The sequence below is a fragment of the Lentzea sp. NPDC051208 genome (assembly GCF_040682435.1).
GTDB classification, from domain to species: domain Bacteria; phylum Actinomycetota; class Actinomycetes; order Mycobacteriales; family Pseudonocardiaceae; genus Lentzea; species Lentzea kristufekii.
In genome coordinates, this window is the sequence record NZ_JBFBAW010000010.1 from 1 (window position 1) to 19,688 (window position 19,688).

A 19,688-nucleotide genomic window follows, 5' to 3' on the forward strand; every position below is an offset into this window, starting at 1 on the left:
GTCAGAAGGGTGTTCAGGTCGGTCCTCACAAACTGATCTTGAACACCCTTCGTCCGTCTTCAGGCACCGCCCGGACTTAGGACTTACTCGTCTAGACCTGCTGGGGCGAGATTCCACCCCGCCGCGGATGTGTTGACGCCGGATCTGAGCGTTTTACCATCTGTGGCAGGAGGTCCAACAGCGCGGCCACCGTCGATGCTCGTCCTTGGTCGAGGTGTGCCGTGGATGCAGAAGGTGTTGGCGCGGGCCGTGTCGGGTTGTCCGACGTGCGGCGGGTGGACGAGACGATCCGCCGGTTGCGGGCCGTGGACCACCGGTTCGGTGGCGGCTCCTGCCGTGAGGCCGTGCTGGCCGAACTGAGCAACGCTCGTCGCATGTTCGCAGCCACCGCGCCAGATGCGGTGCAGACGCGCCTGTGCAAAGCCGTGGCGGATCTGCACAACCTCGCCGGGTGGACCTGCTTCGACACCGGGCAGGCGAAGGCCGCACTGGCCCACTTCACCCAGGCGCTCGAGCTGGCAACGTCCGTCGGCGCCCGCGATCTGACCGCGAACATCCACTACCGGATCGGCCGGGTTCGCCTGCACCACAACGATTCCGCCCAGGCCCTGACCGACTTCCAGCGGGGGGAGCGGGTCGCTCGGGACAGCCACGCGACGTTGGCGACGTCCCTCCTGCTGGCCAACCAGGCCTGGGCGCACGCCACGCTGGGCCAAGCCGACGGCGCGCTGTGTCTGCTCGGCCAAGCCGCAGACGCGTTCGAGCAGGCCACACCAGCCGTGGTGCCGTCCTGGCTGGCCTTCTACGACCGGATCGACCTGTCCGGGCTCACCGGCGTCATCTACACCGAACTCGCTCAGCGAGTCGACACCAGTTACACCTCGTTCGCCATCCCGCCGCTCACCGCCGCCGTCGCCGGCTACGGCGAGGCGAGGACGCGCAGCCGCGCCCTGAGCCTGACCGCCCTGGCGATCAACCACTTCATCGACGGTGACGCCGATCGGGGCGCCAAGACCGGCACGCAGGCACTCGACATCGCCGCACGGCTCAAGTCACCCCGCACCCTGGAACGGATGCGCCCCCTGCGCAACGAAGCACACCGGCACCACCACAACAGGGACGTGCGGGATCTGATCGACCGGATGGACTCGCTGACGAGTCGGTAGCCGAGCAGCCTGTCCGTGGATTCACGGCCACGGATCGGAGTCGTCAGCGAGAGGTACGACGTGGTGCTGGTCGGCGACGTCGGCCGGGTCGGCCTCGATCACGGCAGCCGGTTCGGCGATGCGGTCCTCGTCAGGCACACTGCGGAGATCGCTCTCCTCAGCGGCGTCGAGATCGGGCCAGGCCGGACGGAGCTGGTCGGCGACGTCGTTCCACGGCTTGTCCAGACTGATCATGAGCGTCCCCCTTTCACGATGCGGTCGCCAGGACGTCGTTCCCGCACGGGTCAGGCCCGCCGCGGCAACCGGGGCCGCGGCGGGCGGGATCGGACTCAACTTCGGATTGTCGGAAACACACGATCAGGACATGGCCGGCTCGCAGCACCGGGACTTTCCGCGTGCTGCCGTGGCGATCGCCTTGAACACGTCACGAGACGCAGACCGGTCGTCGCGCAAAGGCGGGAACCGGCAGAGCGAGGGGCGAACAGCCACAGCGGACGAGTCGTACCCTGCCCGCTATCACCTCCTGCGATGCGTTCGTGGTCCACCGTTCACCCGAAGCGCGGAGGAGAACGCTCCCGCGCGCCGACTCTGCGTGATGTCCGGCTGAGGTCGCCGGACAGCCGGACGGAGGACCTCACCGCCGGTACCGCTGGTCCCGGGCGGCGAGGATGCCGGCGAGCAGGCCGAGGGTGGTGCCGACGGGGCGGCCGGGCGGACGGATCGGCGAAGTTGGCAGCCACGATCGCGTCGAACTCCGCCCGCACCCAGTCGAGGTCGGCGGCGACAACGTCCGCGAACACACGCCTGTCTGTGTGGAATGTCGTTCCACCCCAGGGGTGGAAGTGCGGAACACCGCTTTCGCTGACCATCTCGATCACTCCCAGGCAACTGTCACCAGGTCACTGACCGACACTTTTCTTATAGTACGTACCGGAAATCGTGTCAAGCGGTTCGGTGCGGCGCATCACCGGGTCGGCGTACCCCGGCGCCCTCCGTCCCAGGTGGACGGAGGTCGACCAGCTGGTCGCCGTCAGCCCGAATCGCCCCGGACCGCGGGCAGGCCGGCGGCGGTCGCCGCGACCGGAGGACGTGCTCCATCGGCTGACCCAGCCCGAGGTCCGTCGCCAGCGAGAACGCCGCCAGCAGTTCGCCCAGGTGGATCCCGGCATCACGATCAGCGTCCTCCATCGGCGCAGAGTAGCTCCGCGACGCCGGTCCGACCGGCTGGAAGTCACCACTGACTGACGAGCGAAGCGGCGGCGAACCCCAGGAACACCGCCGGGTACACGATGTTGCGCAGCACTTTCCGCTGCACGTGCAGCGCCACCGCCCCGACGAAGAACAACGTCAGCCCGCCCGCCGCGGCGACACCGACGTGAGGCACCCCGGCGAGCCCGGCGGCCAGACCCAGGGCGCCGGCGGCCTTGAGCACGCCGAGCGGCAGGATCCACTGCGGGGACATGCCGAGCTTCTTCGCGTTGTCGCGCACGAACCCGGCGCCGGCGAAGTCCGCGGTGGCCGCGCCCGCGTTGAGTGCGATGGTGACCAGTTCGACGATCGTGTTCCCACTGTCGGCGTGGAATCCCGTGCCCGTCCAATACCCGCCGCCATAACCTTGCGGAATGGACGTGGACACGAGGCTGCTGCGCTACTTCGCCGCCATCGCCGAGGAGGGCAACCTCACGCGCGCGGCGCAACGCCTGTTCGTGTCGCAACCAGCGCTGACCAAGCAACTCAAGCACCTGGAGTCGCACCTGGGCGTGCGGCTGTTCACGAGGTCCAGCACGGGCATGACGCTGACCGACGCGGGTCGTGCGCTCGCCGCCCGCGTGCCGCCGCTGCTCGTGGCCTGGGACGAGGCGGTGGCCGAGACGAGGACGGCGGCCCTCGTGCTGCGAGTCGGGTTCCTGTCCAGCGCGGCGAACGAGGCGACTTAGGACATCGTTGCCGCCCTCCGCGAGCGGCGGCAGGGCTGGCGGGTCGACATGCGGCAGTCGCCGTGGCCGGATCCGACCGCCGGGCTCGCCACGGCGGAGGTGCCGGTCGCGCTGCTGCGCCTCCCGTTCCCCGGGCAGGAGTCGTTCGGTGTGCGGTCGTTGTTCCACGAACCCCGTTGCGTGGCTTTGTCGTCCGCGCATCCGTTGGCGGGACGCGACGAGATCGCCTTCAGCGAGCTGATCGACGAACCGGTCGTCGCCGCGCCGGTGGGCCACGGGGTCTGGCGCGACCACTGGCTCGCGATGTCCGAAAGGGAGGGTCGGGAAGTGCGCGTCGGTGCCGTCACGGAGCAACCCGACGAGTTCCTGAACGCATCGCCCACGGTGACGGCATCGCGCTGGTCCCGGAGTTCACTGCCCGCTTCTACGCGCGGCCCGGTGTGGCGTACCGACCGGTAACCGGCGTCAGCCCCAGCGACGTCGGTGTGGCGTGGCAACCGGACGCGGACGAGGCCGTCACGACTTCGTCCGGTGCTGCCTGGCACTCACCCGGACCGGCCCTCAGGTGTGACCGCCGAGCCAGGTTCGCACGTCAGGGACTCGTACCGGCGAGTAGGGGCGCATGGTGGCGACCGGACGCGCTGTGGACGGCCGAACCTGAGTCGCTTTCACATCGGCATTCCTTGTGTCCCAACGGATCCGCTACCGGCCGGTAACCACCCGGTCGCCACGTGATGAACCGCACCGGGCGTGCCACCGCCCCGTCCGGCTCGGGTACTTTCGGCCTCAGTTCATCCACATGCTGAGAAGAGACGACCCGTTGACCGAGCACGCCGAGCGCCCGATTCCCGTCCTGGAAGCCGTAGCGGGCTGCGTGCCGCCCAGGGTGGTGTCGAACGACGACCTGCCGCAGCACTGGGACACCAACGACACCTGGGTGCGCAGGCGGACCGGGATCGCCACCCGGCACTGGGCCGAGGAGGGCACGTCCACCGGTGACCTCGCGCTGGCCGCGGCCGAAGCCGTGCTGGCCAAGTGCGCGACGAGGTCCGTGGACCTGGTGCTCGTGACGACGTCGACGCCCGATCACCCGATTCCGGCGATGGCACCCGCGCTGGCCGCGAAGCTGGGGCTGGCCGGCGTCGCGGCGTTCGACGTCTCCGCGGTGTGCACGGGTTTCGTGTACGGGCTGGCCACGGCGAGCGGGATGATCGCGTCGGGGATCGCCCGGCGGGTGCTGCTGGTCGCGGCCGACGTCTACTCGACGTTGATCGGCCCGGACGACCGCGGCGCCGGTGTGGTGTTCGGCGACGGAGCCGGTGCGGTGGTCCTGCGCGCGGGCGAGCGAGGCGAGCCGGGTGAGATCCTCGGGTTCGACCTGGGCAGCGACGGCACGGGACACGACCTCATCACCGTGCCGGGCGGCGGCGCGCGGGACCGGGCGGAGCCGGGCCGGTACGGGGAGCCGGACCGGCACTTCCGGATGAGCGGCCGCGAGGTCTACCAGCACGCCATCACCCGGATGACCGAATCCTCGCTGGCCGTGCTGAAGAGCGCGGGATGGACGACGACGGACGTCGATCGCGTTGTCGCACACCAGGCCAACGCGCGAATCCTCTCGCTGGTCGGCAGCCGACTGTCCATTCCGGACGAGAAGATCGTCGGCAACATCGAGAGGGTCGGCAACACCGGGGCCGCGTCCATCCCGCTCGCACTCGCGGACGCGGTGGCACGCCAGGAGATCCACGCCGGGGAACGGGTGCTGCTGACCGCGTTCGGAGGCGGTCTCACCTGGGGATCCGCCGTGCTGGTGTGGCCGCGGGCCGACTAGGCGGTCAGACGGCGCACAGAGCCGGTCGCGTCTCGGTGCTCCAGGCGACGAGCCGTTCCTGCAGTGCCGTGTAGACGTCCGGGTCGAAGCCCATCCCGGTGTGGGTGCTGCGGACCTCCACGCACTCGGCGGACGGGTCGAGGCTGAGACGCCACGGGACGATGCCGTCTGCTCGGGAGTACACCGACAGGGCGGGAACCTCCGGTGGCAGCGGTTCCGCCAGAGCACGGGTGTTGTTCTCGAAGCAGGATCCGGTGAAGCAGTCGTCGTCCATGAGGCCGGGCACGCCGACAGCGGACAGGCGTGCCAGCATCCTCGCCGCCCGCAGCACGTGCGGATGCGCGTCCATCGGGTCGACCACCGGGCTGCCCAGCATGACCAGGCCGCGGACCAGGTCCGGCCGGCGCACGGCGGCGAGGCGGGCGAGTGCGCCGCCGCGGCTCTGACCCAGCAGCAGCACGCGGTCACCGGTGGCGTCGGCGTGCTGCTCGAGCCGTTGCTCGAGGTGGTCGACCAGTTCGGTGGTGCAGCCGAGGTTGAGTCCGATGTTCGCACCGGCGGGCTCGTAGCCGCGGTCGCGCAGCCAGGTCGAGGTGAGCTGCAGGCTCAGATCGGCGGCGGCGAAGCCGGGGACGAGCAGGACGCCGAGCCCGTTGCCCTGGCCGGGATCGGGGTTGCGCCAGACGGGGTGACACAGCAGCCGGGGGATGCCCAGCATCGCGAACAGGACGTGTTCGCGGGCCAGAGTGCTCAAGGACATGGCGCAGGAGTTGCCCTGCAGGTGGCCGGTAAACAGGGGAACTCTCACGTTTTCCCTGGCCGTGTGGGCGGTAGTCGTCCTTGGACTCGAAGTATCCGAGGAGGGGTGCCCATGCAGCGTGACCAGCAAAGACCGTTTCGTGAGCGGTGTGACGAGGCCGCGGGGCGGCAGGTGCGGAGCCTGGAGGCGGGCTGGGAGCACACCTCGGGCCCGGTCGTGGCCGTCGTGCCCGGCCTGGGCGCGCTGGGCTACCTGCTGGAGACGGTGGGCGAGTGTGCCGCCTGGGCCAGGACGTTCCTGCTCGACGTGCCCGGCTTCGGCCGCCGGGGTCCGCAGGGCTGCCCTCCGGAGATTCCCGCCATCGCGGAGACGGTGTCGGCGTGGCTGGCACAGGTCGCCGGCGGTCCCGTCGTGCTGGCCGGGCACTCCACGGGTGCCCAGGCGGCACTGCACGTCGCCGCGGCGCATCCGGATCGCGTGAGCGCACTGGTCCTGCTGGGAACCACCTTCCCGCCGGAGCAGCGTGTCCTCAGTGGACTGGCGCGCGGCTTCACCCGCAACTCCCGCCACGAGCCGCCAGGTCTGTTCCGGGCGACGGCGCCCTACTACCTGCGCGGAGGCCCGAGGGCCCTGGCGCGGTTCGTCCGCTCCGCGCAGCGCGACGAACCCGAGCACGTCATCACCGGTGTGAGGTGCCCGGTGCTCCTCGCCCGCGGTGAACACGACGCCTTCGCGCCTCAGCCGTGGCTCGACCGGCTCGCGGCGGCGGCACCCGACGGGCGGTCCACGACCGTGCCGGGCGCGCACACCTTTCCCTTCCGCCAGGGGCGGCTGACCGCGGATCTCATCCGGCGCGGTGCCGATCTGCGCTGATCTGGATCGCGGGCCGAAGCGAGTGGCGGTCAGGGGCGCCGAGCCGACCGGCGGCCGTGGCTCGTGCCCGTCCGCCGCGGACGGGCCGCCGCGGCGCATCGGCGGCACAGGGCCATGACCGGTGCGCCGGGTTCGGCGGTTCCCTCCACCCACACCGCGTCCGCCCACAGCACGTGCGGGAAGCGGTCCAGCCGGGCGCGGCTCAGCGGCGTGCCGCACATCGTCTGGTTCGTGCCGGGCCACCAGGCGTGGACGTCACCGGAGGGTTGCCGGACGTTGTCCGCGTCGTGCCAGGTGCTCGACGCCGCCACCGACGGCATGCCTCGCTGGGACGCGCTCATGTCAGCCGCCGAGGTTGTCCACAGTGGATCCGAGCGTCGCGGCGATCCGCTCGAGCTCGGGTTCGGTGACGTCCGGACCGTCGAAGCGGGCGAGGAGGTCCTCGCGCGTCGTCACCTGCAGCGCTCCGCGGAACGCGTCGGTGTCGAGGTCCCGTGCCGACACGACCTCGGTCCTGCCCTCGACGAGCACGAGCGTGGCGTCGGGCAGGCCGGAGTCGAGCAACCGCCGCAGGTCGTCTTCGTCGATCGTCATCGCGCCTCCTCGGTGTCTTGTCGTGCAGTGGAAGTGGTGTCCTCAGGTCAGCAGTTGCCCGCCGGTGACACCGAGCACCTCGCCGGTGATGTAGCTCGATTCCTGCGACGCGAAGAAGACGAACACCGGTCCGAGCTCGGCCGGCTGTGCCGCGCGTCCCATGGGTGTCTGGGCGCCGAAGCTGTCGACCTTCTCGGCGGGCATGGTCGCGGGGATCAGCGGAGTCCACACAGGACCGGGCGCGACCGAGTTGACCCTGATGCCCTTGCCGATGAGGTCGGCCGACAGCGCCTTGGTGAAGTTGACGATGGCGGCTTTGGTGGCGGCGTAGTCCATGAGCTCGGGGGAGGGCTGGAACGCCTGGATCGACGAGGTGTTGATGATGGTGGCGCCGGGGCGCATCAGCGGCACGGCGGCCTTGCACAGCCAGAACATCGCGTACACGTTGGTCTTCAGCACGCGGTCGAACTGGTCGGAGGTGATGCCGAGCAGGCCGTCGTCCTGCGCCATCTGGTAGGCCGCGTTGTTGACCAGGACGTCGATCCGGCCGAACTCCTGCTCCGCGCGCTCGGCGACGTGCCGGCAGGCCTCCTCGGAGCGCAGGTCGCCGGGCACCAGCACCGCCTGCCTGCCGGCGTCCTTCACGAGTTCGGCGGTGCGCTCGGCGTCGGCCTGCTCCTCCTCCAGGTAGGACAGCAGCACGTCCGCGCCTTCACGGGCGAACGCGAGCGCCACAGCGCGGCCGATGCCGGAGTCGCCACCGGTGATCACGGCCTTGCGATCGGTCAGACGCCCGCTGCCCCGATAGGTCAGCTCGCCGTGGTCCGGTTCCGGGTCCATGCCGCGGCCCGAACCGGGATGCTCCTGCTCCTGCCCTTCCTGCCGTCCGGGACGCGGGTACTGGTCCCTGGGATCCTGCTGCGCGTACTGGTCTTCCGGCATGTACAGCCACCTCGCCGACGATGGAACGTGGAACCGGGGTATTCCCGTGGACGCGGCGCTCAATCCGACGATCCGGTTCTCCCGTCTCGCACCTCGGTGATCTCCAGGAGTAGCCGCCGCGGTGCCCGGCGTCGCCCGTGCCGGTGCAGGCGCTGATCCTCGCCGCGCTCGATCCCGGAGCCGGGTGCCAGATCACGGAGGCGCTGCGCCGGCGCCTCCGGTAGTCGCCGCGGCTTCCACCGGAGGCGATCACGTCGTCACAGCGCTCCGCCGGGCCGGCGTCCGGCTTGCAGGGCCTCGACCTGCTCCGCGGTGAACGGCGGGCCGAGCAGGTCGTCGCGCAGCGCGTGGCAGCGGAACATGTCCGCGATGTAGTGCATCCGGTCGGGCAGGTCGGCCCAGTCCCGCGCGGCCGTGCCGGCCAGGCTGTCCGGTGTCGGATCGACGATCTCCAGCAGTGCCCTCAGTTCCGGGTCGGACAGTTCCGCGAGCAGCGGCGGGAACGTCGCCGGCAGGTCGTCGGCCAGGTCGAGCAGCTCGCCGCCCGGCAGCGCCAGGGACATCAGGTGCCTGGTCACCGCCACGCGGACCACCGCGCGTGCCTGGTCCGCCAGGTGTTCCGCGGCGAGGCGCACGGCGGTGCGCCTGCCGAGCACCGTCAGCAGCGCCAGGCGCAGCCACCTGACCACCCGGTTGCCCGGCAGGAACAGGTCGAACAGGCGGCGTTCGAGCTCGCGCGGGTCGACCACCGGCGCCTGCATCGCCGCGGTGATCTCCGGTTGCAACCGCGTCTGCTCGTGCAGACCGACCTCGACGTTCGCCAGGAGCAGCAGTTCGGCGCGCCGCTTGTGGTCCTGGGTGGTCATCGCCCGGTGGTACCGGGTGAAGGCCTGCCGCAGGTAGCGCTGCCCCTCCGGCGGCTCACCGGGGCGCAGCGCGTCGCAGAACTCCACGATCCGCCGCTCGTCGTGGTCGGTGGCCCCGTCGCCGAACTCCGCGAGGAAGCGGGCGAACTCGCGGGCGATCTCCTCGAAGACCTTGAGGTTGCCCCGTGCCGCGGCGGCACTGACGTCGTCGAGCCGCGCGGTCGTCACCACGGCCTGGCGCACCACCCCGTGCGCGCGGTCCAGCACCTCCTGGGGAACACCCCGGCGCAGACCGCGCACCACCAGGTCGACACCCGCCGCCACCTCGGGCGAGGACTTCAGCAGGTGTCCCACCGCGCGTGCCAGGTCTTCCTGCCGGATCGTCTGCCCCACCTGCTTGGACGCCCACACGGCGAAGGTGCACCAGTTCGCGGCCCCGCCGGTGCGGGCGGCCAGCACTCGCGACAACCGGTGGTAGCAGTGCGTGATCCGCAGGTTGCGGACGACGGGATCGGCGTGTGCCGCGATCTCCTCGACCTCGCCGACCACCGGGGAGATCCCGTCCCCGAGCCCACGCACGTCCGCACCGGTCCGAGTCATGAAGCCGGCCTTCCTCTCCGGGGTTCCACCCCTAGGTCGTCGGCGGAGCGGCGAACGTAACGTCCGTGCCGGACGACCGGCCGCGGCTCGCACTCGGCTGATCAGCGATCCGTCACCTGAGCAGGCGTCCGACCACGTGCGCGGCGTCGCGCCCGACACCGCGCAAGGTGGCGGAGGAGAGACTCCGCTGCCACTCGAGGCCTGCGAAGCCGAGTCCGCGGTGGTGGCGGGAGACACCGCGGTCGTGCTCGGTCCCCAGTCCGTCCAGGTACGGCAGGTCGGGGCGGTAGCCGGTGGCGAGGACGATCGCGTCGACGTCTTCGCGCTGGTCGCCGGGCCAGATGACCTTCGAGCCCTCCAGTGCCGTGAACATCTGCCGGCGGTCGGGGCGCCGGTCTTCGAGCGCCCGGCGGTAACGGCCGGTGTCGAGAACCGGGGTGGTGAAGCCGCCGGGCAGCCAGGGGCCGATCGGGAGGTGGCCGAGGCCGGTGCGGTCGAGCCAGAAGTGCAGGTCGCGGCCGAACGGGCGTTGTGCGGAGAACCTCACCGGCTTGCGGGTCGCGAGGGTGACGCGGGCGTGTTCGGAGAGTTCCGCGGCGATCTGGACGGCGGAGTTGCCGGCGCCGACCACGACGACCCGCCGGCCGTGGAACGGTCCGGGAGAGCGGTACCGCGCGGCGTGCAGCACGGTGCCGGGGAACTCGTCGAGACCGGGCACGGTGGGCCGGTGCGGGTTGCCGAAGCCGCCGGTGGCGGCGATGACGATCGGCGCCGTGAAGCTCGTCCCGTCCGCGGTCGTGACCCGGAACTCGTTGTCGCGCACCACTTCTGTGACGCGGTGGCCGGTGCGGAGGTCGGCGTCGAGATGTGCGGCGTAGTCGCGGAGGTAGTCGACGACTTCGTCGCGGTGCGGATAGCGCTCGGGATCACCGGGGAACGGCACACCGGGCAGGGCGCTGTAGCGGGCGGGGGAGAAGAGGGTGAGGCTGTCGTAGTAGTGCGGCCAGGACCCGATCGGTTCGTCGCCTGCCTCCAGGACGAGCGGGCGCAGGCCTCGCGAGATGAGGGCGTGGGCGGAAGCGAGACCGGACTGGCCGGCGCCGATGACGATGGCGTCGTGGCTGTTCATGGGCACCTCGAAGTAGCCGTCGCCGAGCACGGCGACGGAGGAGTGGTCAGACGGGTGTCAGTCGGCCTTGCGGCGTTCGAGGAAGACGGTGTCGCGCCACACGCCGTGGTGCCGCGCGATGCGTTCGCGGACGCCGAGGGTGCGGAAGCCCGCGGAGTGGTGCAGGGCGAGGCTCGCGCGGTTCTCGGGGAAGACCGACGTCTGCAACGTCCAGAGGCCGGCGCCGTCCGCCGCGGTGACCTGCTGGTGCAGCAACGCTTTGCCGACGCCTCGGCTGCGGAAGTCCGCTCCCACGTACACGGACGTCTCCGCCACGCCGGTGTAGCAGTCCCTCGCGGACACTGGCGTCGCCGCGGCCCAGCCCGCTGTCTCGCCGTCGACCTCGGCGATCCAGCGGTGCTCGGGCAGCCACTTGGCGTCCAGGGTCCTGCGCGGCGGGACTTCGGTTTCGAACGTCGCGTCACCGGTGGCGATGCCCTCGGCGTAGATGCGGCGGACGGCGGTCCAGTCGTCCTCGCGCAGGGCGCGGACGGTCACGTCGGGCGGCAGGTCCTGCGGGCAGCAGGGGCGAGGTGCGAGCACTCCCATGACGATGTCGGCGGCGTGGGGGAGACCGGTGCAGCAGGACGCGTTCACCGAGACCTGCGTGGCGGTGCCTTCCTTGTGCACCCGCAGGAAACCGACCTCGGCGAGCTTGCGCACGTGGTGGGAGCACGTGGACTGGCTGGTGCCGAGCAACTCGGTCAGTTCGCCGACGGTCATCGCGCGTCCCGCGGTCGCGACGGCGTGCAGCAGGCGCACGCGGGTGGGCTCGGCGAGGCACGCGAACCACTCCGCGTAGGTCGCGGCGTCGCCTGCGGGCAGCACGGCGGGCGAGGCCGCTGTCGTCGTCATGGGTGAAGTATCGACACAGATCGATGGTTGCGTCAATCGATCGCGGTCGATACAGTCGCCGCTGTTGATTTGAAATCTGTCGATACAAGGGGTGCGTCGTGACCGAGTTGCCAGTGGTCGTGGTGGGTGCCGGGCCTGCGGGTTTGTCCGCGGCGGCGAACCTGGCCGAACGAGGCGAGCGGGTGATCGTGCTGGAGGCGGGCGACCGGGCGGGTGCCGCGGTGTCGCAGTGGAACCACGTCCGGCTGTTCTCGCGGTGGAGCGAGCTGGTCGACCCCGCCGCCGAGCGGTTGCTGACGCCGACCGGGTGGGTGCGTCCCGACGGTGGCGCGTATCCGACCGGTGCGGAGTGGGCCGCCCTCTACCTCGAGCCGCTGGCCGAAGCCCTCGGGGACCGGGTGCGGCTCGGTGCGCGGGTCGTGGGCGTCGCGCGCCGCGGCCGGGACCGGGTGGTCGACGCGGGCCGCGAGGACGAACCGCTGACCGTGCACGTGCGGACCGCTGCCGGCGAGGAGCGGATCACCGCCCGTGCGGTGGTCGACGCGTCCGGCACGTGGGGTTCGCCGAACCCGCTCGGCGGGGACGGGCTTCCCGCGCTGGGAGAGCAGGCGGCGGCCGCGCGCATCAACTACCGCGTGCCCGACCTCGAGACCGAACGCGCTCGCTACGCGGGCAAGCGGATCGCGGTCGCGGGCAGCGGTCACTCCGCCCTGACCGCGCTCGTCGCGCTGGCCGATCTGGCCGAGCGGGAGCCCGGAACGAAGATCGTGTGGCTGCTGCGGCGCGGCGCGGTCGGCAACGCCTTCGGTGGCGGTGAAGCCGACCAGCTGCCCGCACGCGGCGCGCTCGGCCTGCGGGCCAGGAAGGCGGCCGAGGCCGGGCACATCGAGACGGTCACCGGTTTCCGCACCGCGTCGGTGAATCGCGCCGCGGACGGCAGCCTCACGCTGGAGTCGTTCGACGGTCATCAGGTCGAGGGCATCGACGAGGTCGTGGTGCTGACCGGGTTCCGGCCGGACCTGTCGTGGCTGTCGGAGGTCCGGCTCGACCTGGACCCGGTGCTGCAGGCGCCGACGAAGCTCGCGCCGCTGATCGACCCGAACGTCCACTCGTGCGGCACGGTCTACCCGCACGGTGAGGCCGAGCTGCGGCACCCCGAGCCGGGTGTTTACCTGGTGGGCATGAAGAGCTACGGCCGTGCGCCGACGTTCCTGTCGCTGACGGGCTACGAGCAGGTGCGATCCGTCGTAGCCGCGATCACCGGCGACCACGAGGCGGCCGGGCGCGTCGAGCTCGTCCTGCCCGAGACGGGCGTCTGCGGTGGTGCCGGTGTGTTCGACGCACCGGCGGAGCAGAAGAACGGCGGCGGGTGCTGCAGCACGCCGGAGACGGCCGACGTGTCGATCGGCCTCGCGCCCAGTGCACGCTGACACGGCAGCGCGGCCCGGCACCCACGCCGGGCTGCGCCGCGTGCTGGTCGTCCTGTGCACCACCGAGATCATCAGCTGGGGCGTGCTCTACTACGCCTTCCCGGTGCTGCTGCCGACCATCAGCGCGAGAACGGGGTGGTCGCTCGCGGCGATCACCGCCGGGTTCTCCGCGAGCCAGGTCGTCGCGGGCCTGGTGGGCATCCCGGTGGGCAGGCTGCTCGACCGGCACGGCCCGCGCGCCGTCATGACCACCGGCTCGGTCATCGCCGTGCTCGCGCTGGTGGCGCTGGCGACAGCGAATTCGTTGTTGTGGTTCACCGCGGCGTGGCTGCTGGCCGGCGTGGCGATGGCCGGGATCTTCTACGCTCCCGCCTTCGCCGCGCTGACCCGCTGGTACGGGCCTCGCCGCGTCTCGGCACTGACCGCGCTGACACTGGTCGCAGGCCTTGCCAGCACCGTGTTCGCGCCGCTGACGGCGGTGCTGAACGACCTGGTGGACTGGCGCGGCACCTATCTCGTGCTCGCCGGGTTCCTCGCTGTCACCACGATTCCGCTGCACCTCGTGGGCTTGCGCCTACCGTGGCCGATGATCGAGCACGAAACCGTCCACACGCCGTCGGCGGTGGCACGCAGCAGACCGTTCCTGGTGCTCGTGGTCGCGATGAGCCTGGCCGCGTTCAGCGTGTACGCCGTCGTGATCAACCTCGTGCCGCTGCTGACCGAGCGCGGCATGACGACCTCGGCCGCCGCGGTCGCGCTCGGCGTGGGCGGGATCGGCCAGGTGCTCGGCCGCCTCGGCTACGGCCGGCTGACCGCGAGGACGTCGGTGCGCACCCGCACCGTGCTGGTCCTCCTGGTCAGCGCGGCCGTGACCGTTCTGCTGGGGGTGGTGCCCGGTCCCGTTCTGCTGCTGATGGCGGGTTCGGTGCTCGCCGGTGTCACGCGCGGGATCTTCACCCTGGTGCAGGCGACCGCGATCACCGACCGGTGGGGTCCTGTCCACTACGGACGGCTCAACGGCCTGCTCACCGCGCCGGTCCTGCTCACGGCGGCGATCGCGCCGTGGGCGGGCAGCGCCCTGGCGGCCTGGCTCGGCGGCTATCCGGCGGTGTTCGTGGTGCTGGGCGTGATCGGGGTGCTGGCGGCGGCGTTGTCGACCGCCGGCGTGCCGCGGTAGTCCGCCGGAACCAGCCCGGAGCACGGCACGGCTACCTCATCGGATGCCCGTCCGGTTCTGCAATGCCCCGATCTTCGTGCCGTACAGGAAGAACACCGCCATGAACACCTCGATCCGCTGCTCCGACGAGAGCTCGTCGAGGTCCACCGCGATCTCGGTCTCGCGCACGTCCGACTCCCGTGCCAGCCGCTGGTTGAACACCGCTCGCGCGACGTTCTGGCTGCGTTCGTCGACGTCCGCGTGGAACAGCCGGCGCAGGTCGCAGTCGGGCGGCAGGGGGTGGCGGACGAGTTCGGCGGGATAGCGGGCGTTCATGACGCGTGCCGCCGTGTTGAGCACGTGCGCGATGAGCGCCGGCCCTTTGCCGAAGTGGTCCACCATCGCGACCAGCTCTTCGAGGGTCGCGACGTCCTCCTCGATGCTGACCGGTGTGCTGATGTCGAGGTCCAGGCGTTCCATCGCCATCGCGACGTTCGCGAGCACCTGCTCCGGGTCGACGACGAGCCTGTCGCCGAGATGAACGCTCGCGCGGTGGTGGTGCGGGTCTAACAGCTCCTGCGCTTCGCGGCTGAGGTGGGCGTGCGGCAGGTCCTGGTGGTCGGTCGTCACGCGCATTGCGTGCCCGTTTTCGGGTGAGCGCAATCGTCCATTCACGAACGAATGAACGCCGGGGCGCACAGGCACCCCGGCGTCGGTCGAGCGTCGTGTGTCAGCCGCGGTGCCACTTCTGGTTGGCGCCGCCGACGCAGTCCCACATGTGCAGGACCGCGTCGTTGTCCGGGTTCCACTCCGCGATGTCCACGCACTTGTTCGCCTGCGGGTTCACCAGGTCACCCGCTCCGGTCAGCACGAACTGCTGGGCGGCGTTGCCCGAGCAGGTCGCGAGCTGCACGGCCGCGCCGTTGGCCGTCGAACCCCACGCCACGTCCACGCACTTGTTGTTCTCCGTGCGCAGCGTGCCGCCCACGAACTCGAACTTCTGGTTCGTGCCGCCCGTGCAGTTCCACACGATCAGGCGCTGCCCGTCGGCGAAGTTCCAGTTCGGCACGTCGACGCACTTGCCGTGCCAGTCGCTGACGATGCTGCCGGCCGCGGGCGGGGGAGCGGAGCCGCCGAACGGGGTGAGGATGATCCCGGCCGAGCGCGGGTCGCCGTCGTGCACCAGCGACTCCTGCGCCTGCACGTCGTCGAACGCGAACCCGTACGCCTTGCCGTCCACCATGTTCTGGTGCACCAGCCGCGAGTAGTGGTTGGTGATCGCGCCCTGGTAGAAGTCCGCGGGACCGCCGCCGGGCTGCACGTCGATGCGGCCGAGCGTGGAGCGGTGCAGGGCGGCGCACAGGGTGCGCGCGATCGGGCCGACCACCTGGTCGTTGGGTGCGTGCAACGCGCCGTCGCAGCCCCACACGTTCGCCGTGGACGGCTTCGCGAACGACGCCACCTGCTGACCGGCGGAGTTCGTGAAGTTCATCGTGGTGCCGGACGTGCGGCCGAAGTACTTCACGTCCGGGCGGTCGCCGAACGGCTGCACGGTCAGCGTCTTGGTCGTGTACGCGTTCCACGCCTGCGTGATGTACGAGTCCAGGTAGTTGCGGTCGAAGTTGCCGACGTCGGCCGTCTTGCCCGGCGCGAGCACGCGCAGCACCGTGCCGTCCGGACGGGACATGATCGACCCGCCCCAGCCCGCCTGGTTCCGGATGCCGTTGATGACGGCGTCCCGCCCGCCGGGCTTCAGCTCGCCGGTCTTCTTCGTGGCGCCGCTCGCGCCCGTCACGGTCACCGCGTGCGGTACCGCGAACATGTCCACCTGGGAGCTGTTGAGCCACAGGCCGGCGTCGTTGTAGGTGAACTCGCTCCAGTCGAACAGGATGCCGCTGTTCGGGTCGCCGGACGCCCACGGCGCCGGCTGCACCAGGCCGTCGGGGGTCAGGAAGAACTTGAGCTTCTCGCCGAACGACATGTAGACGCGGCCCGAGATGAACCGGGGCACGCGCAGGGTGGCGGTGCCATTGGGACCGGGACCGGCGATGGACACGTCCGGTGCGGGCGTGGGCGGGTTGCCGCCCGGCGACCACGGCGTGAACGCACCCGCCTGGTTGACGTACCCGAGACGTCCGTTGCGGATGTCGGTGCCGAGGACGTACAGGTGCACGCCCTCGGACCGGCCGCTGTTGTTCGTGATGGTGAGCGGTAGCAGGTCGGGCCCGATCGCCTGTGCCGGGGTGATCGCGACAGCCACCGACGCGGTCGCCGCCAGCGCGGCGAGCGCGCTGAACCACTTTGTTCGAGTGCGCATCTGACTCCTTGTGCAGGGGTGCTCCGCCAGCAGGACCCCCGACCGGCTTCAGGGCGGTCGGGGGTCCCCGGTCCGGGAAATGGTCCAGACCGGTTATGAGAGCGCTTCCATGGTCAGGCGCAGATGCGAGCCCTGTCAATACCGGAGCCGGTGGTCGTGCCGCCGGTCCGGCGGCACGACTCACCCGATCGCCGTCAGGAGCAGACGTTCGACGTGCTGTTGTTCAACGTGAGGTTGCGGAACGTCGTGTTCGTCCCGCAGGGGCTCTCCCGCACCGACGAGTTGGTCACCGTCAGGTTCTGGACGGTGATGTCGCGGTTGTTCGGGAACTCCGAGCGCGCGGCCAGCCGGATCTCTCCGCCGCCGGTCACCGTGCCGCTCTGCGCCGCGAGGGTCACGTTGGTGCAGTTCTCGATCAGGACCGCGTTGCCGCCGGTGTTCGCGAGGTCGATCCGGTCGATGGTGAGCCCGCCGCTCTCGGACACGCAGAACACACCCCGGCCGCCGCCACGGGCGCGAACCGTGCCGACCCGGATGTTCGTGGGGTAACCGGTGCCGACGCGGCCGTTGCGGTTGGCGGTGCGGAACGCCGCGTACCCGGTGCCCGCGCCCGCGTTCTCCGCGTCGACCGTGCCGACGGTGGCGTTGATGGTGTCGTTGAGCAGCAGCCCGGACTCGCCCACGTTGCGAGCGGTCACCGTGCCGATCGTGAGGCCGTCCACGCCGTAGGTCTCGACGGCGTGGCTGCTCGCGCCGGACGCGAAGACGTTGTCGATCCTGATGTTGCGGCTGCGCACGCTGGTGTTGCCGCGGTTGTCGATGCGCACGCCGAGACCACCGGACAGCCGCAGGTCGATCTGCCCGAGCACGACGTTGTCGACGTTGCGCAGGAAGATCCCGTACAGCGGGCGGCCGGTCACGCTGAGGTGGCGCACCTCGACGTCGCGAGTGCCCCTGGAGTAGATCGGGGCCTGGTCGCCGGAGCCGGTGCCGGTCACGTTGATCGTGCCGCAGACGTCGATGCCGGTGTAGCTGGGCAACGAGATCCGCGAGCCCGCGGCGACCGACCCGCTGCCGCGCACCAGAACCCACTGCTTCGAGGTGCGTCCCCCGGTGAGGCTGTCGATGGCGGCCTGGACGGCGGACCGCATGTCGGCGCCGGTGTAGACGGTCCGGCTGCCGTTGCGGGAGGTCCACGTGCTGCCGTTGAGCACCGCCTCGGCGTTGAACGTCCGGTCACCGCAGGCCATGATCTGAGGCGAGGCGGTGGCCGGCGCGAGACCTCCGAGCACGGTCGCCGCCGCCACGGCCGCGCCGATGCGCCACCTGGTCGAGAGCATGCGAATCTCCTTTTCGGTGTGTGCGGCGGCGGAGGGTGCGGGCTGTCCTACCTGAGGTAGCCGGACAGCGGGATGCGTTGGTCGCGCAGGGCCTTGGCCACGACACGGGCGATCTGCTCGGCTCCGGCAGCCTCGAAGTGCGTGTGGTCGTTGCAGAAGAAGGCGCCGACCGGGCCCTTGGTGTAGTCGCCGTCGTTCGGGCACAGCCTCAGCGTGTTGTAGAGCGTGTAGCTCAGCTTGTGCAGGTCGATGACGGTGGCGCCGGCGGCCCTGCCCGCGTCGGCCGTCTCGGTGAGGAAGCCGCGCGTGCCGACGGCCGTGCTGCCGCTGCACCTGATCGCCGAGACCGGCGTGAGGAAGATCGGCGTGACGCCGCGGTCCTTGGCCGCCTTGGCCATCAGCGTGAGAAGTTCCTTGTACCGTGCGCTTCCGACGTGCCGCGGGCAGTCCCGGCTGCCGTCGTTGATGCCGAACTGGATCATCAGGTAGTCGCCGGCCTTCATGCCGGCGGCCGGGTCCAGCATGGTCAGCCAGCGCTGGTGGAACGTCCTCGGGCTGACGACGCACTCACCCGCCGCGTCCTTGGTGCTCTGCACGTTGGACTCGTACAGCCAGGTCTGGATGCTCCGCCCGGCCACGGCGCTGTTCACCACGGTGACGTCGCCGGTGAACAGCGGGTCGAACCGGCTGCCCCAGCCCACCGGGCAGCTGGACCTCGGATCCGCCATCGTCGAGTCGCCGGCGAGCCAGACCTTCACGGCCGCCGCGCCGGCCGGCGCCGTGCCGGCAGGGGTGCACACGGGTTCGCCGGCCGACGCGGGGCCGGCGGCGGTGAGCAGCGGCAGGACGACGAGCGCGGCCACGGCCAGAACGCGTTTCTTCACGGGGTTCTCCAGACAGGCAGGGGATGTCTGATGCGGACTTCAGTCCTCGGGCCAGGCGATCGCGCTCGCCGGGACCGGGGCGGTGAGCCGGCGGAACGAGGTGTGCGGCAGGACGCGCTGGTCGCGCAGGGCGGTGGCGACGAGCCGGGCCACCTCGATCGCTCCGGCGGCCTGGAAGTGCGTGTTGTCCTCGACCCCGTCCGGGTAATTGGGCCAGGGCCCGGCCGGCAGGTGCAGGAAGTACTTCTTCGTTCCCTCGACGCCCGCGCAGTTCCACAACGCCGTGCTGGACGCGGTGAGGTCGATCAGGGGGACGCCCTTGGCCGCCGCGAGCTCGCGCATCGCGGCCGGGTACGCGCCGTGGCTGGGGGAGGCGGTCCCGGTGCTGGTGAAACGGCGCCGTTCGACGGACGTGACCAGCACCGGCTTCGCGCCCTTGGCCCGGCTTCTGTCGATGTACTGCGAGAGATAGGCCTTGTACGTCGTCGACGGTTCGGTGTAGCGGGCCGGGTCCTCCTTCTTCTGATCGTTGTGACCGAAGGAGATGAGCAGGTAGTCACCCCGTTTGATCCTGGACAGGATGCGGTCGAGACGCCCCAGGTCCACGAAGCTCTTCGAACTGGCTCCGGACAGCGCTTCGTTCGCCGTGACCACACCGCCGGCGAAGAACACCGGGAGCGCCTGACCCCACCCGGCCCGGGGAGCCAGCGCCGAGGTGTACGTGGAGGCGGTGGAGTCTCCCGCGACGTGGACGGTGACGGGTGTCGCCGCCGCGCCGGATCCCGCGACCGCTGTGGAGAGGAGCGAAAAGGCGGCGGCGATGCCGATGACGGCGGACGTGCGCCTCAGGAGCATGGAGTTCCCTTCGAAGCCGCAGGGGCGTTGGTAAGCGCTTTCCAGCAGCTCGGAGTATGCCGCGCACGGGCTGGAAAGCGCGACAGGGCACGGAAATTCATGTGTTTCGACATC

Annotated in this window: 22 protein-coding genes; 7 read left to right on the plus strand and 15 right to left on the minus strand. The window is 70.8% G+C overall.

Features of this window, described 5'->3' with window-relative positions:
• Positions 1-221: 221 nt before the first annotated feature.
• Positions 222-1,166, plus strand: a complete 945-nt coding sequence (locus tag AB0M48_RS24305) for a tetratricopeptide repeat protein (protein ID WP_363846012.1) — start codon at positions 222-224, stop codon at positions 1,164-1,166.
• Between the two features lie 21 nt (positions 1,167-1,187).
• On the opposite strand, the gene AB0M48_RS24310 is transcribed toward AB0M48_RS24305, so the two are convergent.
• From AB0M48_RS24310 to AB0M48_RS24320, 3 genes are all read right to left on the minus strand, one after another.
• The gene (locus AB0M48_RS24310; protein ID WP_363846014.1) at positions 1,188-1,400 is read right to left on the minus strand and encodes a hypothetical protein; all 213 of its coding nucleotides are present in this window, start codon (positions 1,398-1,400) and stop codon (positions 1,188-1,190) included.
• 708 nt (positions 1,401-2,108) lie between these two features.
• Positions 2,109-2,354, minus strand: a complete 246-nt coding sequence (locus tag AB0M48_RS24315) for a hypothetical protein (protein WP_363846016.1) — start codon at positions 2,352-2,354, stop codon at positions 2,109-2,111.
• Between the two features lie 43 nt (positions 2,355-2,397).
• The gene (locus tag AB0M48_RS24320; protein ID WP_363846018.1) at positions 2,398-2,802 is read right to left on the minus strand and encodes a DoxX family protein; all 405 of its coding nucleotides are present in this window, start codon (positions 2,800-2,802) and stop codon (positions 2,398-2,400) included.
• Between AB0M48_RS24320 and AB0M48_RS24325 the strand changes: the two genes are divergently transcribed.
• The 3 genes from AB0M48_RS24325 (at position 2,789) to AB0M48_RS24335 (ending at position 4,934) form a co-directional block, all read left to right on the plus strand.
• The gene (locus tag AB0M48_RS24325; protein WP_363846020.1) at positions 2,789-3,103 is read left to right on the plus strand and encodes a LysR family transcriptional regulator; all 315 of its coding nucleotides are present in this window, start codon (positions 2,789-2,791) and stop codon (positions 3,101-3,103) included. The genes AB0M48_RS24320 and AB0M48_RS24325 overlap by 14 nt on opposite strands.
• A 48-nt stretch (positions 3,104-3,151) precedes the next feature.
• The gene (locus AB0M48_RS24330) at positions 3,152-3,562 is read left to right on the plus strand and encodes a LysR substrate-binding domain-containing protein (protein ID WP_363846022.1); all 411 of its coding nucleotides are present in this window, start codon (positions 3,152-3,154) and stop codon (positions 3,560-3,562) included.
• Between the two features lie 340 nt (positions 3,563-3,902).
• The gene (locus AB0M48_RS24335; protein WP_363846024.1) at positions 3,903-4,934 is read left to right on the plus strand and encodes a beta-ketoacyl-ACP synthase III; all 1,032 of its coding nucleotides are present in this window, start codon (positions 3,903-3,905) and stop codon (positions 4,932-4,934) included.
• A 4-nt stretch (positions 4,935-4,938) separates the two neighbouring features.
• Here the strand turns inward: AB0M48_RS24335 and AB0M48_RS24340 are convergent, their stop codons facing one another.
• On the minus strand, positions 4,939-5,694 hold the full coding sequence (locus AB0M48_RS24340; RefSeq protein WP_363846026.1) for an alpha/beta fold hydrolase: 756 nt from the start codon (positions 5,692-5,694) through the stop codon (positions 4,939-4,941).
• A 111-nt stretch (positions 5,695-5,805) separates the two neighbouring features.
• On the opposite strand from AB0M48_RS24340, the gene AB0M48_RS24345 reads away from it, so the two are divergent.
• On the plus strand, positions 5,806-6,567 hold the full coding sequence (locus AB0M48_RS24345) for an alpha/beta hydrolase (RefSeq protein WP_363846028.1): 762 nt from the start codon (positions 5,806-5,808) through the stop codon (positions 6,565-6,567).
• A gap of 29 nt (positions 6,568-6,596) precedes the next feature.
• Here the strand turns inward: AB0M48_RS24345 and AB0M48_RS24350 are convergent, their stop codons facing one another.
• The 6 genes from AB0M48_RS24350 to AB0M48_RS24375 all read right to left on the minus strand — a co-directional run bounded on the left by AB0M48_RS24350 (position 6,597) and on the right by AB0M48_RS24375 (position 11,592).
• The gene (locus tag AB0M48_RS24350) at positions 6,597-6,908 is read right to left on the minus strand and encodes a hypothetical protein (protein ID WP_363846030.1); all 312 of its coding nucleotides are present in this window, start codon (positions 6,906-6,908) and stop codon (positions 6,597-6,599) included.
• 1 nt (position 6,909) lies between these two features.
• Positions 6,910-7,161: a hypothetical protein gene (locus AB0M48_RS24355; RefSeq protein WP_363846032.1), complete on the minus strand. Its 252-nt coding sequence runs from the start codon at positions 7,159-7,161 to the stop codon at positions 6,910-6,912.
• 42 nt (positions 7,162-7,203) lie between these two features.
• The gene (locus AB0M48_RS24360; protein ID WP_363846034.1) at positions 7,204-8,103 is read right to left on the minus strand and encodes an SDR family oxidoreductase; all 900 of its coding nucleotides are present in this window, start codon (positions 8,101-8,103) and stop codon (positions 7,204-7,206) included.
• A 257-nt stretch (positions 8,104-8,360) separates the two neighbouring features.
• Complete coding sequence (locus AB0M48_RS24365; protein WP_363846036.1) at positions 8,361-9,569, minus strand: hypothetical protein; 1,209 nt, start codon at positions 9,567-9,569, stop codon at positions 8,361-8,363.
• A gap of 112 nt (positions 9,570-9,681) precedes the next feature.
• On the minus strand, positions 9,682-10,698 hold the full coding sequence (locus AB0M48_RS24370) for an NAD(P)-binding domain-containing protein (RefSeq protein WP_363846571.1): 1,017 nt from the start codon (positions 10,696-10,698) through the stop codon (positions 9,682-9,684).
• 57 nt (positions 10,699-10,755) lie between these two features.
• Positions 10,756-11,592 carry a metalloregulator ArsR/SmtB family transcription factor gene (locus AB0M48_RS24375; protein WP_363846038.1) on the minus strand — a complete coding sequence of 279 codons (837 nt, stop codon included), beginning with the start codon at positions 11,590-11,592 and terminating at the stop codon, positions 10,756-10,758.
• A gap of 98 nt (positions 11,593-11,690) precedes the next feature.
• On the opposite strand from AB0M48_RS24375, the gene AB0M48_RS24380 reads away from it, so the two are divergent.
• On the plus strand, positions 11,691-13,022 hold the full coding sequence (locus AB0M48_RS24380; protein ID WP_363846040.1) for an FAD-dependent oxidoreductase: 1,332 nt from the start codon (positions 11,691-11,693) through the stop codon (positions 13,020-13,022).
• Positions 13,012-14,199 carry an MFS transporter gene (locus AB0M48_RS24385; protein WP_363846042.1) on the plus strand — a complete coding sequence of 396 codons (1,188 nt, stop codon included), beginning with the start codon at positions 13,012-13,014 and terminating at the stop codon, positions 14,197-14,199. The genes AB0M48_RS24380 and AB0M48_RS24385 overlap by 11 nt, the downstream gene beginning before the upstream one ends.
• Before the next feature lie 36 nt (positions 14,200-14,235).
• Here AB0M48_RS24385 and AB0M48_RS24390 read toward each other — a convergent pair whose 3' ends face one another.
• From AB0M48_RS24390 to AB0M48_RS24410, 5 genes are all read right to left on the minus strand, one after another.
• Positions 14,236-14,808, minus strand: coding sequence for a hypothetical protein (locus AB0M48_RS24390; RefSeq protein WP_363846044.1), 573 nt, complete (start codon positions 14,806-14,808; stop codon positions 14,236-14,238).
• A gap of 100 nt (positions 14,809-14,908) precedes the next feature.
• Entirely contained in the window at positions 14,909-16,495 is a 1,587-nt protein-coding gene (locus tag AB0M48_RS24395) for a beta-1,3-glucanase family protein (RefSeq protein WP_363846046.1), read from the minus strand.
• Positions 16,496-16,689: 194 nt separating this feature from the next.
• Positions 16,690-17,835 carry a hypothetical protein gene (locus AB0M48_RS24400; RefSeq protein WP_363846048.1) on the minus strand — a complete coding sequence of 382 codons (1,146 nt, stop codon included), beginning with the start codon at positions 17,833-17,835 and terminating at the stop codon, positions 16,690-16,692.
• A gap of 47 nt (positions 17,836-17,882) precedes the next feature.
• Positions 17,883-18,719, minus strand: a complete 837-nt coding sequence (locus AB0M48_RS24405; RefSeq protein WP_363846050.1) for an SGNH/GDSL hydrolase family protein — start codon at positions 18,717-18,719, stop codon at positions 17,883-17,885.
• Positions 18,720-18,758: 39 nt separating this feature from the next.
• Positions 18,759-19,574: a rhamnogalacturonan acetylesterase gene (locus AB0M48_RS24410; protein WP_363846052.1), complete on the minus strand. Its 816-nt coding sequence runs from the start codon at positions 19,572-19,574 to the stop codon at positions 18,759-18,761.
• Positions 19,575-19,688 lie beyond the last annotated feature (114 nt).

Excerpts from the sequence above, each read along its gene's own strand:
- AB0M48_RS24345 (WP_363846028.1), top strand. The coding sequence starts at position 5,806 with ATGCAGCGTGACCAGCAAAGACCGTTTCGTGAGCGGTGTGACGAGGCC.
- AB0M48_RS24365 (WP_363846036.1), bottom strand. The coding sequence starts at position 9,569 with ATGACTCGGACCGGTGCGGACGTGCGTGGGCTCGGGGACGGGATCTCC.
- AB0M48_RS24375 (WP_363846038.1), bottom strand. The coding sequence starts at position 11,592 with ATGACGACGACAGCGGCCTCGCCCGCCGTGCTGCCCGCAGGCGACGCC.
- AB0M48_RS24310 (WP_363846014.1), bottom strand. The coding sequence starts at position 1,400 with ATGATCAGTCTGGACAAGCCGTGGAACGACGTCGCCGACCAGCTCCGT.
- AB0M48_RS24360 (WP_363846034.1), bottom strand. The coding sequence starts at position 8,103 with ATGCCGGAAGACCAGTACGCGCAGCAGGATCCCAGGGACCAGTACCCG.
- AB0M48_RS24315 (WP_363846016.1), bottom strand. The coding sequence starts at position 2,354 with ATGGAGGACGCTGATCGTGATGCCGGGATCCACCTGGGCGAACTGCTG.
- AB0M48_RS24370 (WP_363846571.1), bottom strand. The coding sequence starts at position 10,698 with ATGAACAGCCACGACGCCATCGTCATCGGCGCCGGCCAGTCCGGTCTC.
- AB0M48_RS24400 (WP_363846048.1), bottom strand. The coding sequence starts at position 17,835 with ATGCTCTCGACCAGGTGGCGCATCGGCGCGGCCGTGGCGGCGGCGACC.
- AB0M48_RS24395 (WP_363846046.1), bottom strand. The coding sequence starts at position 16,495 with ATGCGCACTCGAACAAAGTGGTTCAGCGCGCTCGCCGCGCTGGCGGCG.
- AB0M48_RS24335 (WP_363846024.1), top strand. The coding sequence starts at position 3,903 with ATGCTGAGAAGAGACGACCCGTTGACCGAGCACGCCGAGCGCCCGATT.
- AB0M48_RS24350 (WP_363846030.1), bottom strand. The coding sequence starts at position 6,908 with ATGAGCGCGTCCCAGCGAGGCATGCCGTCGGTGGCGGCGTCGAGCACC.
- AB0M48_RS24340 (WP_363846026.1), bottom strand. The coding sequence starts at position 5,694 with ATGTCCTTGAGCACTCTGGCCCGCGAACACGTCCTGTTCGCGATGCTG.
- AB0M48_RS24330 (WP_363846022.1), top strand. The coding sequence starts at position 3,152 with ATGCGGCAGTCGCCGTGGCCGGATCCGACCGCCGGGCTCGCCACGGCG.
- AB0M48_RS24355 (WP_363846032.1), bottom strand. The coding sequence starts at position 7,161 with ATGACGATCGACGAAGACGACCTGCGGCGGTTGCTCGACTCCGGCCTG.
- AB0M48_RS24325 (WP_363846020.1), top strand. The coding sequence starts at position 2,789 with ATGGACGTGGACACGAGGCTGCTGCGCTACTTCGCCGCCATCGCCGAG.
- AB0M48_RS24410 (WP_363846052.1), bottom strand. The coding sequence starts at position 19,574 with ATGCTCCTGAGGCGCACGTCCGCCGTCATCGGCATCGCCGCCGCCTTT.